Source organism: Micromonospora sp. NPDC049891 (genome assembly GCF_040660295.1).
GTDB lineage: Bacteria > Actinomycetota > Actinomycetes > Mycobacteriales > Micromonosporaceae > Micromonospora.
This window is the reverse complement of sequence record NZ_JBFAML010000003.1, coordinates 84,572-98,081: the sequence shown is the minus strand read 5'-3', so window position 1 is coordinate 98,081 and position 13,510 is coordinate 84,572. Positions and strand designations below refer to the sequence as shown.

General features: G+C 71.5%; 8 protein-coding genes. 7 read left to right on the top strand and 1 reads right to left on the bottom strand.

Annotated elements, in window-relative coordinates; genetic code table 11:
* Positions 1-67 precede the first annotated feature (67 nt).
* From AB0I71_RS05845 to AB0I71_RS05815, 7 genes are all read left to right on the top strand, one after another.
* Positions 68-985 carry a type IV toxin-antitoxin system AbiEi family antitoxin domain-containing protein gene (locus AB0I71_RS05845; RefSeq protein ID WP_357582107.1) on the top strand — a complete coding sequence of 306 codons (918 nt, stop codon included), beginning with the start codon at positions 68-70 and terminating at the stop codon, positions 983-985.
* Between the two features lie 90 nt (positions 986-1,075).
* The gene (gene purD, locus AB0I71_RS05840; RefSeq protein ID WP_357582106.1) at positions 1,076-2,326 is read left to right on the top strand and encodes a phosphoribosylamine--glycine ligase; all 1,251 of its coding nucleotides are present in this window, start codon (positions 1,076-1,078) and stop codon (positions 2,324-2,326) included.
* Positions 2,327-2,744: 418 nt separating this feature from the next.
* Positions 2,745-3,251, top strand: a complete 507-nt coding sequence (locus AB0I71_RS05835; RefSeq protein WP_357582105.1) for a sigma-70 family RNA polymerase sigma factor — start codon at positions 2,745-2,747, stop codon at positions 3,249-3,251.
* Entirely contained in the window at positions 3,248-3,844 is a 597-nt protein-coding gene (locus tag AB0I71_RS05830; protein ID WP_357582104.1) for a hypothetical protein, read from the top strand. The genes AB0I71_RS05835 and AB0I71_RS05830 overlap by 4 nt, the downstream gene beginning before the upstream one ends.
* Positions 3,845-3,963: 119 nt before the next feature.
* On the top strand, positions 3,964-4,596 hold the full coding sequence (locus AB0I71_RS05825; protein ID WP_357582103.1) for a hypothetical protein: 633 nt from the start codon (positions 3,964-3,966) through the stop codon (positions 4,594-4,596).
* A gap of 141 nt (positions 4,597-4,737) precedes the next feature.
* Positions 4,738-6,759 carry an SPFH domain-containing protein gene (locus AB0I71_RS05820; RefSeq protein ID WP_357582102.1) on the top strand — a complete coding sequence of 674 codons (2,022 nt, stop codon included), beginning with the start codon at positions 4,738-4,740 and terminating at the stop codon, positions 6,757-6,759.
* Entirely contained in the window at positions 6,752-11,836 is a 5,085-nt protein-coding gene (locus AB0I71_RS05815) for a DNA repair ATPase (protein ID WP_357582101.1), read from the top strand. The genes AB0I71_RS05820 and AB0I71_RS05815 overlap by 8 nt, the downstream gene beginning before the upstream one ends.
* Before the next feature lie 92 nt (positions 11,837-11,928).
* On the opposite strand, the gene AB0I71_RS05810 is transcribed toward AB0I71_RS05815, so the two are convergent.
* Complete coding sequence (locus tag AB0I71_RS05810; protein ID WP_357582100.1) at positions 11,929-13,491, bottom strand: AMP-binding protein; 1,563 nt, start codon at positions 13,489-13,491, stop codon at positions 11,929-11,931.
* Positions 13,492-13,510: the final 19 nt, after the last annotated feature.

Below are 13,510 nucleotides of genomic sequence, written 5' to 3'. Positions count from 1 at the left end.
GCTTGGTTGTCCACAGGGTTGTCCACAGGGGGTGCGGGGGTGGGGTGGGGGTGGAGAGGGTGGGTGGGTGAATGCGTCCGAGTTGTTGAGTCGATTGGCCGCCACTCAGGGCGGGATGGTGACGGCGGCGCAGGCGTTGTCCGCCGGCTACACCCGCAACCAGATCCGGCATCTGGTCAGGTCGGGTCGCTGGACCAGGGTGGCGCGCGGGCGTTTCGTGCCGGACCCCGTGTTGGACGTGCTCCGCCATCGTCGGGCGCGGATCGGCGCGGCGGTGGACAGCCTGGGCTCTGGGGCGGTGGCGGTCCTCGACACGGCTGCCGAGGTGCACGGCATCGCCGGCCTCAGGGCCACTTCCACAATCCACGTGTCGGTACCGCCAGGCAGCCCTCGACCGCAGCGTCGAAGTGATCCCGGGCTGGTGGTGCATCAGCTCACGCTGGGGTCGACCGACGTTGGCATGGTCGCCGGGATCCCGGTCACCAGTGCCGTGCGAACCGTTGCCGACGTCATTCTCCGTGTGAACCGGTACCCGGCGGTCTGTGTCCTGGACTCGGCGCTCAACCGGCAACTTCTCACCGAGGCCGACCTGTCGGCGATCCCGGCACTGATCGCTGGCCGGCGGGGAGCAGTGGCGGCGCGGGGGCGGCTGGCCGAGGCGGACGGTCGCGCGCAGTCCCCGCTGGAGACCCGTACCCGTCTGAGGTGCGTCGACGGAGGTGTCGCGCCCGACGTTCTGCAGTTGGAGGTGCGCGATGACGATGGGTACCTGCTCGGAATCGGCGATCTAGGCTGGCGCCGGCCCATGGTGATCGCCGAGGCGGACGGCGCGGCTCCGCATCGCACACCCCAGGCGGTCTACGAGGACCGGATCAGGCAGAACCGCCTCACCAACGCCGGCTGGAAGATTCTCCGTTTCACCTGGTCCGACACCCTCCGTCCCGACTACATCCCGGAGACCGTGCGCCGCGCCTTGGGTAAATGACCAAGAGCTTTTGGTCACGTGGACGCCATATCTGAGACGAAAACTTCTTGATCAACGGGATTGGCGGTGGGGTCGGTAGGATGACTCGGCGTGCGGGTTCTTCTTCTTGGTGGTGGCGGGCGAGAGCATGCGCTCGCGCTGGGGTTGGCCGATGATCCGTCCGTTGAGGCGCTGATCGCGGCGCCCGGTAATCCGGGGATTGCGGCGGTGGCGGAGCTGCGGTCCGTCGATCCGGTCGATCCGGTGGCGGTGGCGGGGCTCGCCGTCGAGGTGGGCGCGGACCTGGTCGTGGTCGGGCCGGAGGCGCCGCTGGTCGCCGGGGTGGCCGACGCGGTCCGGGCCAAGGGCATCGCGGTCTTCGGGCCGTCGGCCGAGGCGGCCCGGCTGGAGGGTTCCAAGACCTTCGCCAAGGAGGTGATGACCGCCGCCGGTGTCCCCACGGCACGCGCGTTCACCTGCACCGACGAGGCGAGCACGGCCGCCGCCCTGGACCGCTTCGACCCACCGTACGTGGTGAAGGACGACGGGCTCGCCGCCGGTAAGGGCGTGGTGGTCACCGACGACCGTGCCGCGGCGGCGGCGCACGCCCGCGCGTGTGGCCGGGTGGTCGTCGAGGAGTACCTCGCCGGTCCCGAGGTGTCGTTGTTCGTGGTGACCGACGGCGAGGCGGCGGTGCCGTTGCTGCCGGCCCAGGACTTCAAGCGGGTCGGTGACGGCGACAGCGGCCCGAACACCGGCGGCATGGGGGCGTACGCGCCGCTGCCGTGGGCGCCTGCCGACCTGGTGGACGAGGTCATGCGCGACGTGGTGCACCCGACGCTCACCGAGATGCGCCGCCGGGGTGCGCCCTTCTCCGGTCTGCTCTACGTCGGGCTGGCGATCACCGCCGACGGCCCTCGGGTGATCGAGTTCAACGCCCGCTTCGGTGACCCCGAGACCCAGGTGGTGCTCGCGCTGCTGGAGACGCCGTTGGGTGGGCTGCTGCACGCCGCCGCCACCGGCTCGCTGGCCGACCATCCGCCGCTGCGGTGGCGTACCGGCGCCGCGGTGACGGTGGTGGTCGCCGCCGAGGGTTATCCGGCCGGGCCGCGTACCGGTGACGTGATCACCGGGGGCGAGCAGCCGGGCGTGATCCACGCCGGCACCGCCCGCCGGGCCGCCGACGGCGCCCTGCTCTCCGCTGGCGGCCGGGTCCTCTGTGGTACGGCCACCGGACCGGACCTGGCCGCCGCCCGGGACGCCGCCTACCAGGTGGTACGCGGCATCACGCTGGCCGGCTCGCACTACCGCCGGGACATCGCCGCCGCCGCGATCGACGGCCGGATCGCGCTTCCCGTCTGACAGGTCCCGGTGGGCGATTTCCGCCCACCGGTGCCGCTCCCCGGTCAACACCGGCAGCGTCAAGGCCGGCGGCCGCGGGTGTGGTCTGCGGCCTCGTTGTCGTCGCAGGGCCGTGGCTGGTCCTCCGCCGGTCCACTTTGGTGCTGCTTCACCACGATTCGGCGGGGTGGCCGTGCTGTGCGCCATACCTGCCGCATGCCGACATTGACTCGTATGCCTTCCGGGACGATGGGCGGGGCCTGATCGTTGCTACGGTCTGCCCAGGTCGAGAAGGGAGACCGTCGGGTCTGTCTGCTCGGCGCTGATGGTGCTCATCCCCGCACTGTCGTGAGTCGTTCCGCCCGTCGGTGAAACCCGGCGGACGGCACTGCAACTCGGCGCACCGGTGGTGGCGTTATTTACCGGTGAGGGAGGTGGGATGGACGCCGACGAGTTCGAGACGTTCGTACGCGATTCCGCACCGGCACTGCGTCGGTACGCACGCGCGGTCACCGCCGATCCGGACCAGGCCGAGGAACTTCTCCAGCAGACCTACGTGCGGATGGCCACCGCATGGCATCGCCTCCTGGCCGAGGGCGGTCCACTCGCGTACGCGAAGGTCACAATGGTCCGCCTGCACGTGAGCCGGCTGCGGACCATCGTCCGCCGGGCCCGGCTGGCCCCGGCCGCCCCACCGTCGGTGGCTGCCGACGGGATCGGCCGGGTGGACGACGGTCAACTGCGCCGGCTGCTCGCCGGGCTTTCCCCGTTGCAGCGGGCGGTGCTGGTCATGACCTATCTCGACGACCTCGACGACGACTCGATCGCGGCGGCGATCGGGCGTCGACCGGCGACCGTCCGGTCGCTGCGTCAGCGCGCCCTCGGCACCGTGCGGGCCGGACTGCCGATCACCCGGGTACGCGCCGAACGGGAGGTGGCGGGGTGACCGACATCCGGGACGCGCTGCGCGAGGTCTGGACCGCCGACGCCGGGCCGCCCGGCCGGGACCCGGTACCGGCGGTGCGGGCCCGCCTGCGTCGTCGCCGGAGGGTTCGGGCCACCGTCGCCGCGCTCGCCTCGTGCGCGGTCGTCGGGATGGCGGTCTTCATGGCTGCCACCGCGCGGTACGGCGAACCTGCACCCTCCGTGGCCGGGCCACCTGCCAGCCCGGTCGCACCGGAGCTGCGGGGCCTGCCGCCCTCGCTACGGCCGGTCGATGCGACGGATGCGGTGCTGCGGATGGCGCGGCCGGAGGTGGTGCCGGCGGGCACCCGGACGGCGTACGAGGGAGCCGGCCCGGTGGCCCGGCTGGTGGTGGTCTTCGACTTCGAGGCTCCGCAGGGCCTGCCCGGTACGCCGCGCGAGGTGTCCGTGCCGACCGGTGCCCAGGTACTGGCCACGGATGAGCCGGCGACGTCCACGGCGTACCTGTCGGCGTGGGCACCGGACGGGCGCAGCTGGTTCATGGCGGTGACGGCGGCCGAGGCCGAGATCCGGTCGTCGACGTTGGATGCGCTCATCGCGGCCAATCTCGGTTGACCTTGACCGGTCAGGTCGCCTGGATCAGCCGATCGGCCACCGTGGGGCGTTGACACCCCGTGTCACGATCATCGTGCCGGTGGCTGGCCAGGACCCATCGGGACGGGGAGGAGGACGCGGTGACCGGTTTTCTCGGTGCGGCGCTCAGCTTCCCGACAGTGCTGTTCAGTTTCCTTCTGGTGGTCGTCGTCGCTTACTGGCTGCTGGTGCTGAGCGGCGTGCTGGATCTCGGCGACGACCTCGACGTCGACGGCGTACCGGGCACCGTGCTGGCCGGTCTCGGCCTGGGCGGCGTGCCCAGTGCCGTCATCTTCTCCCTGCTCGTGGCGGTGGCCTGGTTCGTCAGCCTCGCCGGCACCGCACTGCTCGACGGCCTCGGCCTCGGCTCCGGCACCCGGATCGCCGTCTCGGTTGGCGTCCTGCTCGCCGCCGCAGCCTGCGCGTGGGTGGTGACCCGCCTGGTAGCGGTGCCGTTGAGCCGGCTCTTCCCGACCGAGACGGACGCCACCCGGCATTCCTTCGTCGGCCGCCTCTGCGTCGTACGCACCGGTACGGTCACCGCCGACTTCGGTCAGGCCGAGGTGACCGCAGCTGATGGTTCGTCGGCCGTGGTGCAGATCCGGCAACCGGGCGACGAGCAGATGCCGGCCGGCAGCTCGGCGCTGATCTACGACTACGACACCGACGGCGAGTTCTTCTGGGTGATGCCCGCCGGCCCCGCCTTCGATCCGCTGAGACACATCCCCGAATAGCCCACCACCGACCCGTCGAGGGCAGCCGGTGAACCCCCTTCCGCCGGCCAGCCCCATGCCGCCCCTGAGCCGCCCCGAAAGGAGGATGCGCGGCGTCCCGCCCGGCCCGTCGGCCGGTCGTCATCGCCCGCGCGCCCAGCCATGGATGTCATCACCACTGGAATAGGTGTACTCCTCGCCGTCGTCCTGCTCGTCGCGCTCGGCGTGGTGTTCATGGTCAGCCGGCTGTTCCGCAAGGTCGAGCAGGGCAAGGCCCTGATCGTCTCCAAGGTCCGACGAGTCGACGTGACCTTCACCGGCGCGGTCGTGCTGCCCGTCCTGCACAAGGCCGAGATCATGGACATCTCGGTCAAGACGATCGACATCGAACGGACCGGCAACGAGGGTCTGATCTGCCGCGACAACATCCGGGCCGACATCCGGATCACCTTCTTCGTCCGGGTCAACAAGACCGTCGAGGACGTCATCAAGGTGGCGCAGGCGATCGGCACCGCGCGGGCCAGCGACCGGGAGACGCTCCAGGAGCTGTTCAACGCGAAGTTCTCCGAGGCGCTCAAGACGGTCGGCAAGCAGCTCGACTTCGTCGACCTCTACACCAAGCGCGACGAATTCCGGGACCAGATCATCCGGGTGATCGGCACCGACCTCAACGGCTACAGCCTGGAGGACGCGGCGATCGACTTCCTGGAGCAGACGCCGATGGCGCAGCTCGACCCGAAGAACATCCTCGACGCCCAGGGCATCCGGAAGATCACCGAGCTGACCGCGCTGGAGCACGTGCGGACCAACGAGTTCCGCCGCAGCGAGGAGAAGGAGATCACCCGGCAGAACGTCGACGCCCGGGAAGCCATCCTGGAGCTGGAGCGCCGGCAGGCGGACGCCGAGGCCAAGCAGCGCCGCGAGATCGAGACGGTACGGGCGCGGGAGGAGGCCGAGGTCACCCGGGTACGCGCGGAGGAGCGGCTGCGGGCGGAGACCGCGAACATCCGTACCGACGAGCAGTTGGGCATCCAGCACGAGAACCGGGCGCGGGAGATCGCGGTCGCGGAGAAGAACCGCGAGCGGGTCATCGCCATCGAGACCGAGCGGATCGAGAAGGACCGCCTGCTGGAGGTCATCGGCCGGGATCGGGAGACCGAGCTGAGCACGATCGCCAAGGACAAGGAGGTCGAGGCCGAGAAGCGGGCCATCGCCGAGGTGATCCGGGAGCGGATCGCGGTGGAGAAGACCGTGGCCGAGCAGGAGGAGAACATCAAGCGGCTGCGGATGGTCGAGGAGGCCGAGCGGACCCGACAGGCGCTCGTCATCCAGGCCGAGGCCGAGGCGCAGGAGAACCTGGTCAAGGACATCAAGGCGGCGGAGGCCGCCGAGGCGGCGGCGAAGCACAAGGCCCGCGAGGAACTGGTGCTGGCCGAGGCCCGGCAGCAGGCCGCCGAGCTGGACACCCGGGCGAAGATCCGGCTGGCCGAAGGCGTCCAGGCCGAGGCGGCAGCGGCCGGACTCGCCGAGGTGCAGGTCCAGGAGCGCAGCGCCGAGGCGATCGAGAAGGTCGGACGCGCCGAGGCCGCGGTCGAGCGCGAGAAGGCAGTGGCGGCCGCCGAGGCGGTACGCGAGAAGCTGAAGGGCGAGGCCGAAGGTCTCACCGAGAAGGCCGCCGCGATGGCCGCGCTTGACGACGCGACCCGGGAGCACGAGGAGTACCGACTGCGTCTGGAGTTGGAGAAGGAGGTCCGGCTGGCCGGGCTGGACACCCAGCGTCAGGTCGCCGAGGCGCAGGCCAAGCTGGTCGCCACCGGCCTGGAGAAGGCGAACATCGACATCGTCGGCGGGGACAGCATCTTCTTCGACCGGCTGCTCAGCTCGATCTCGTACGGCAAGAGCGTGGACGGTTTCGTGGCCCACTCGGACGTGGCGAAGAACCTGGCCCAGCCGTGGCTGGACGGCAGCGCCAGCTTCACCGACGACCTGGCCCGCATGGTCGGCTCATTCGACAGCGCCGACCTACAGAACCTCACCTTGTCGGCGTTCCTGATGCAGCAGATTCGCTCCGGTGGCGCGGACAAGGGCAAGCTCCAGGAGCTGTTGAAGGCCGCGCAACGCCTCGGAGTCGCGGAGACCCCCGTCGCCGCCCTGGCCGGCCCACGGCAGCGCGCCGGTGAGTGAGCCGACCGCCGGTCCGGCAGATGTCGGGCGTACGCCCGGCGACGCCGGACCGGCCCCGGCCGCCCCGGACCCCACCGGTCCGGGGGCGGCGGACGCCGGTGCCGGGCCGGGACTGGACGACGGTAGCTACGAGGTGCTGCGTCGGCGACTCGCCACGCAGGCGGCCGAACTGGCCCGGCGGGCGGAGGCGCTCAACGCCCGGCGGCTGGAGGTCTTCGGCAGCACCGAGCTGCGGCTGCTGAGCACCGAGCGGATCCGTACGGAGCACAACTGCGTACCCCGGGACATCGTCTCGGTGGGCGGGCTGATGCTGTTCGGCTACAACGTATTCATCGGGTTGAAGCCGGAGACCTCGGTCGACGACGTCTTCTCCCTGCACCGGTTCACCCGGGAGCACAGCGGCCCCGGCGGGAGCGGCGATTCCGGCGGGCCGGAGGTGGCCGGGTTCCGGTTCGACGAAGCAGGCCACGACGAGCTGCCCGGGCTGCTCCGCGACCCGCAGTTCGTCCGTGACTTCGGTGAGCTGTACCGCTACTACCGACAGGCGCGCCTGTTGCAGCTGCGTCGGGTCGACGGACGGCTGCTGGCGGTGTTCCAGACCGGGCCGCGTACCGAGGACATCCGGGTGCTGCGGTGGCGGGTCGGCGTCGACGGCGCACCCGAGTACCTGGACAGCCGGGGCGAGCGGGACCACGTCTTCCCACCCTCGCACGACTTCGAGTGGACCGAGACGACGCGCGAGGACCACGTCCTCGGCCGCCACCCGCACATCTCCATCGACGGCCAGGTCTTCGTGGAGACGGTCGGCGGCACGCTCACCGTGAAGGTGGAGAACAACACCGAGGTCGGCGAGGGCATCTACACCGAGCCGGTGGACGAGCCGTTGCAGAGCCTCGCCGACGCCGACGTGCACTGGGCCCGGGTGGGGCCGCTGATCCTGCTGCGGCTGCGGCCGTACAAGGAGACGCAGTGGCGGCACCTGGTGTTCAACACGCTCACCCGGGAGGTGGTCCGGCTCGACGGCATCGGCGTCGCCTGCCAGCGGCTCCCGGAGGACCACGGCATCATCTTCCCGGGCGGATATCACCTGGTCACCGGCGTCACCAGGACGTTCGACACCGACGTGTCGGGCCTGGAGTTCGAGCGGACGGTGCGCTCGCCCAACGGCGAGGACGTGCTCTACGTCTTCCACGCCCGCGCCGACGGCCGGACCCTGCTGCTGCCGTACAACGCGATCCGCAAGGAGGTCTCCGCACCGATCCCGTGCCACGGCTTCTCGCTGTTCGACGACGGCACGCTTGTGGTGTTCCGGGCGGTGTCCGAGGAACCGACCCGGGTGCACCCGATGCAGGTCTGGCAGACGCCGTACGTCTCGGACGCGTACGCGGCGGCACAGCCGGCCGGCACCGGGCCGCTGGAGCGGGTCGGCAACGCCGACCTGGTACGCGGCATCTCGGACTGCCTCTCGGCGGCCAGAATGGTCGACGGCACCGCCACCGCCGGGGTCTACGAGGCGCTGATCGCCGCCTGCGCGCGGATCGCCGACCACTACCACTGGCTCGGCGAGGACGAACTCGGTGACCTGGCCACGCCGCTGACCGGCCTGCGCCGCACCGCCGCCGCCGTGCTTGAGGAACACGAGAAGGTCCGTACGCTCACCGAGCGGGCCCGCGCCGAACTGGACGACAGCGCCGAGCAGATCGCCTCGCTGGCCCGCCGGGCCCGGGGCGAGGCGCCGCTGACCGCCGACGACTGGGTCACCCAGCTCGGCGGGCTGCGGCGCGCCCGGGGACACCTGGAGACGCTGCGCGAACTGCGGTACGTCGACCACGACCGGATCGACGAGCTGGCCGAACGGCTGGACGAGGAACTGGCGGTGGCCGGCCGGCGGGCGGTCGAGTTCCTGCGCCGCGACGAGGCGTTCAGCGGATACCAGCAGGAGGTGGAGGGGCTCGCCACGAAGGCCGCCGCGATCGGCACCGTGGCCGAGGCGGGCACCGTCCGCGACGAGCTGGCCGCCCGTACCGACGGCCTCCAGACCATCACCGACGTGGTCGGCGGGTTGGACATCGCCGACGCGACAGTCCGGACCGGCATCCTGGGCCGCGTCGGTGAGGTGCTGGGCGCGGTCAACCGGGCCCGAGCCGTGCTGGACAAGCGCCGCCGGGAACTGGCCGCGGCGGAGGGCCGGGCCGGCTTCGCCGCCGAGTTCGCCCTGCTCGGGCAGGCGGTGACGGGGGCGCTGGCGGCTGCGGACACCGCCGAGCGCTGCGACGAGCAGCTGGGCCGGTTGCTGCTTCGGGTGGAGGAGCTGGAGTCCCGGTTCGGTGAGTTCGACGACTTCCTCGCCGAGCTGGCCACCCGGCGCACCGACATCTACGAGGCGTTCTCCTCCCGCAAGCAGGCGCTGCTGGACGAGCGGGCCCGGCGGGCCGACCGGCTCGTCGTCTCCGCCGAACGGATCCTGGTGAGCGTGCACCGGCGGGCCGGCAACCTCGGGTCGCTCGACGAGATCAACACTTACTTCGCCGCCGATCCGATGGTGGACAAGCTGCGCGCGGTGGTCGAGGAGCTGCGTACCCTCGGCGACGCGGTGCGGGCCGAGGAGCTGGACGGCCGGGTCCGGGCCGCCCGCCAGGAGGCCGGGCGTGGCCTGCGCGACCGCCTCGACCTGTACGCCGACGGCGGCGAGACGATCCGGCTGGGCCGGCACCGCTTCGCGGTGAACACCCAACCGATCGACGTGGCGGTGGTGCCGGCCGAGGGCCGGATGGTGGTGGCGGTGACCGGCACCGACTACCGAGCCCCGGTACGCGACGAGGAGTTCCAGCAGACCCGGCGGTTCTGGGACCAACTGCTGGTCTCCGAGTCGGCGCAGGTGTACCGGTCCGAGTACCTGGCCGCCGCGATCCTCGCCGCCGCCGAGGCCGGCCGCGACGGGCTCGACCTGGACGCGCTGCACGCGGCGGCGGTGGACGCCGACGGACTGCGGGAACTGGTCCGGGGGATCGCCGAGACCCGCTACGACGAGGGGTACGAGCGCGGCGTGCACGATCACGATGCCGCCGAGATCCTGCGGGTCCTGCTGCGGCTGCACGCCGGTGCGGAACTGTTGCGCTACCCGCCGGCCGACCGCGCTGCCGCCCAGCTCTGCTGGCGGTACGCCACCGACGAGCCGACCCGGTCGACCTGGACCGCGCGCGCCGCGTCGCTGGCCCGGGCTCGGGCGCGGTTCGGTCGCCCGGACGGCGAGGACGCCGCCGACCTGCTCTGCGGCCAACTGGCCGAGGCGATCGAGGTGTTCCTGCGCGATGCCGGACTGCCGGTGCCACCCGGTGGCACCGCGCTAGCCGGCGAGTACCTGTTCGCCGAACTCGCCGCACCGCCGGTACGGTTCGTCACCGGCAGTGGTGCGCGCACCCTGCTGGACCGGTTCCGTCGGGCGCTCGGCGGCCCGCAGTCCCGCTCCTCCCGTGAGCTCGACGACGACCTGCGGGCGCTCGGTGACGACCTGGCCGGCCGGTACCAACTGATCGAGGCGTGGCTGACCGCCTTCCTGGCCACCGACGACGGTGAGCTGTCCGGTTACGACCTGCCGGAGGCGATCGCCGTCGAGCTGTGCGGCGCCGAACTGGCCCGCGAGGACAGCGCGGCGCGGATGACGGAGACGGTAGGCGGTCTGCTCGGCGCCCACCCTCGCATCGAGGGCTCCACCCTTGAGGTACGGCTCGACGAGACGCTGGCCCGGACCCGCACGTTCCGCACCGAGCTGGTGCCGGCGTACCGCGACTACCAGCGGCGACGCAACGCGCTCGTGGAGGTCGAGCGGGAGCGGCTGCGGCTGGAGGAGTACCGGCCGAAGGTGATGAACGCCTTCGTCCGTAACCGGCTGCTCGACGAGGTGTACCTGCCGCTGATCGGCGACAACCTGGCCCGGCAGCTCGGCGCGACAGGCGACGGCAAGCGGGTCGACCAGTCCGGCCTGCTGTTGTTGATCTCACCGCCCGGCTACGGCAAGACCACCCTGATGGAGTACGTGGCCAGTCGACTCGGCCTGGTCTTCGTCAAGGTCAACGGGCCGGCCCTGGGCACCAAGGTCACCTCGCTGGACCCGGCGGAGGCGCCCGACGCCACCGCCCGGCAGGAGGTCGAGAAGATCTCCTTCGCCCTGGAGCTGGGCAGCAACGTGCTGCTCTACCTGGACGACATCCAGCACACCAACCCGGAGCTGTTGCAGAAGTTCATCTCGCTCTGCGACGGGCAGCGGCGGATGGAGGGCGTCTGGGAGGGCCGCACCCGCACGTACGACCTGCGCGGCAAGCGGTTCGCGGTCTGTATGGCGGGCAACCCGTACACCGAGTCGGGGAAGCGGTTCCGGGTGCCGGACATGCTCGCCAACCGTGCCGACGTGTGGAACCTCGGCGACGTGCTCTCCGGCCGCGAGGAGGTCTTCGCGCTCAGCTACGTCGAGAACGCGCTCACCGCGAACCCGTTGCTGGCACCGCTCTCCGGTCGGGACCGCGCCGACCTGGAACTGCTGGTACGGATGGCCCGTGGCGACGACACGGTCCGCGCCGACCAGCTGTCCCACCCGTACCAGCCGGTGGAGTTGGAGCAGGTCGTCTCGGTGCTGCGCAAGCTGCTGCGGGTGCAGCAGGTGGTGCTGGCCAACAACCAGGCGTACATCGCCTCGGCGGCGCAGTCCGACGACGCCCGCACCGAACCACCGTTCCAGCTCCAGGGGTCGTACCGGAACATGAACAAGCTCGCCGAGCGGATCGTCCCGGTGCTCACCGACGAGGAACTGGAGGCGGTGATCGACGACCACTACCTGGGTGAGGCGCAGACCCTCGCGGCGGGTGCGGAGGCGAATCTGCTGAAGCTCGCCGAGCTGCGTGGCCGGCTCACTCCGGAACAGGCCGTCCGCTGGGCCGAGGTGAAGGACGCCTTCCAGCGCTCGCGGGCGCTCGGCGGGGCCGGCGACGATCCGGTCGACCGTGCGGTGGGCGTGCTCGGCCTGCTCGCCGACCGGGTCGGCGGAGTCGCCGCCGCCATCGGCCGCGCCACCGAGCGGTGAGCAGTCGAGGTCACGACTTGCGGCAAGTGGGGCCTTCCCGTCGACGTGATGGCCCGGTTTGCCGCAAGCCGTGACACGGTGGGCCAGCGATGTCAGCCGTAGTAGCGGCGTAGTTCGCGGGTGAGCACCTTGCCTGTGGCGTTGCGGGGCAGGTACTTGACGAAGACGACGTCGCGGGGGACCGAGAAACGGGCCAGGTAGTGCCGGACGTACTCGCGGACCGCCTCGGTGTCGAGGCTTTCGCCGGGGTACAGGGCGAGGAAGGCGGCGAGCCGCTGGCCGTAGTCGGGGTCGGGTACGCCGATGACGGCGGCCTCGCGTACCTGGGGGAGCTGGGTGAGCAGCTGCTCCACCTCGGCGGGGAAGACGTTCTCCCCGCCGGAAACGATCATGTCGTCGGCGCGGCCGTCCACGAAGAGCAGTCCGTCGGCGTTGACCCGGCCCAGGTCACCGGTGTCCAGCAGGCCGTCGTGCCGGTCCCGGTCGGCACCCGAGGTGTAGCCCTCGAAGAGCATCTCGTTGCCGACCAGGATCCGCCCGACCCGGCCACCGGGCACCGGCTCGCCGTCGTCGTCGACGATCTCCAGGCGGGTCCCGTGCGGCGGTCTGCCCGCTGTGGTGGGTGCCCGGCGCAGGTCGGCGGGGGTGGCGATGGAGGCCCAGGACGCCTCGGTCGAGCCGTACAGGTTGTAGAGCACGTCGCCGTAGGTGTCCATGAACGCGGACGGCAGGCCGCCGGGCAGCGCCGAGCCGCTCACCGCGACCACCTTCAGCGGCGGCCGGGGCTCCGGTGCCGGCATCTCCATCAGCCGTTGCAGCATCACCGGCACCGCGAACAGTGCCTGACAGCGGTGCCGCACCAGGGCGTCAAGTGTGGCGGCCGGATCGAAGCGGCGATGCAGCACGATCGTGGCCCGCAGGGCGAAACAGACCTGTAGTGCCGCGTACCCCCAGGTGTGGAAGATCGGGGCGGCGATCAGCACCCGGTCCCGGACGTGCAGCGGGATCCGGTCGATGATGGACACCAGCGGGCCGAAGCCGTTCGGGGTGGGTCGCCGGGCGCCCTTGGGCACACCTGTGGTGCCGGAGGTGAGCACGATGATCCGGCCGTCCCGCTCGGGCGGGTGCAGTTCGCCGGGCAGGGCGGTGACGATCAGTTCCTCCTGGGCCTGCTCGTCGAGGCGGTGCAGTTCCGCCGGCAGCCCGAGGGTCCGTTCGGTGAACTCGTCGTCGTGCACCAGAACGCGTAGTCGCTGCTCCTCCGCCACAGTGGCCAGCTGCGCCGGGGAGAGCCCGGTGTTGACGAGTACGGCGTCGGCGCCCAGCAGCGTGGCGGCGACGACTGTCTCGATCAGCCCCGGATGGTTGCGGCAGAGCACGGCGACCCGGTCGCCGGCCTGGACGCCGAGTCCGGCGCGCAGTGCGCGGGCCAGCCGCATGGACCTGTCGAGCAGTTCGGCGTACGTCAGCTCGGTGCCCTGGTCGTCGATGACCGCGACCCGGCCCGGGTCCCGGGCCGCCGCTTGGCGCAGCTCACCGGCGAGGCTCCAGCCCCATTTCCGCAGCGCGCTGAGCTGGGATGCGACGCGGATCGGGCGGCCCGGGGCGAGCAGGCCCCGCCGAGTCAGCGTGGTGACGATGAACGGCAGGTCCATGCCCGCGTACCTCCTGGCG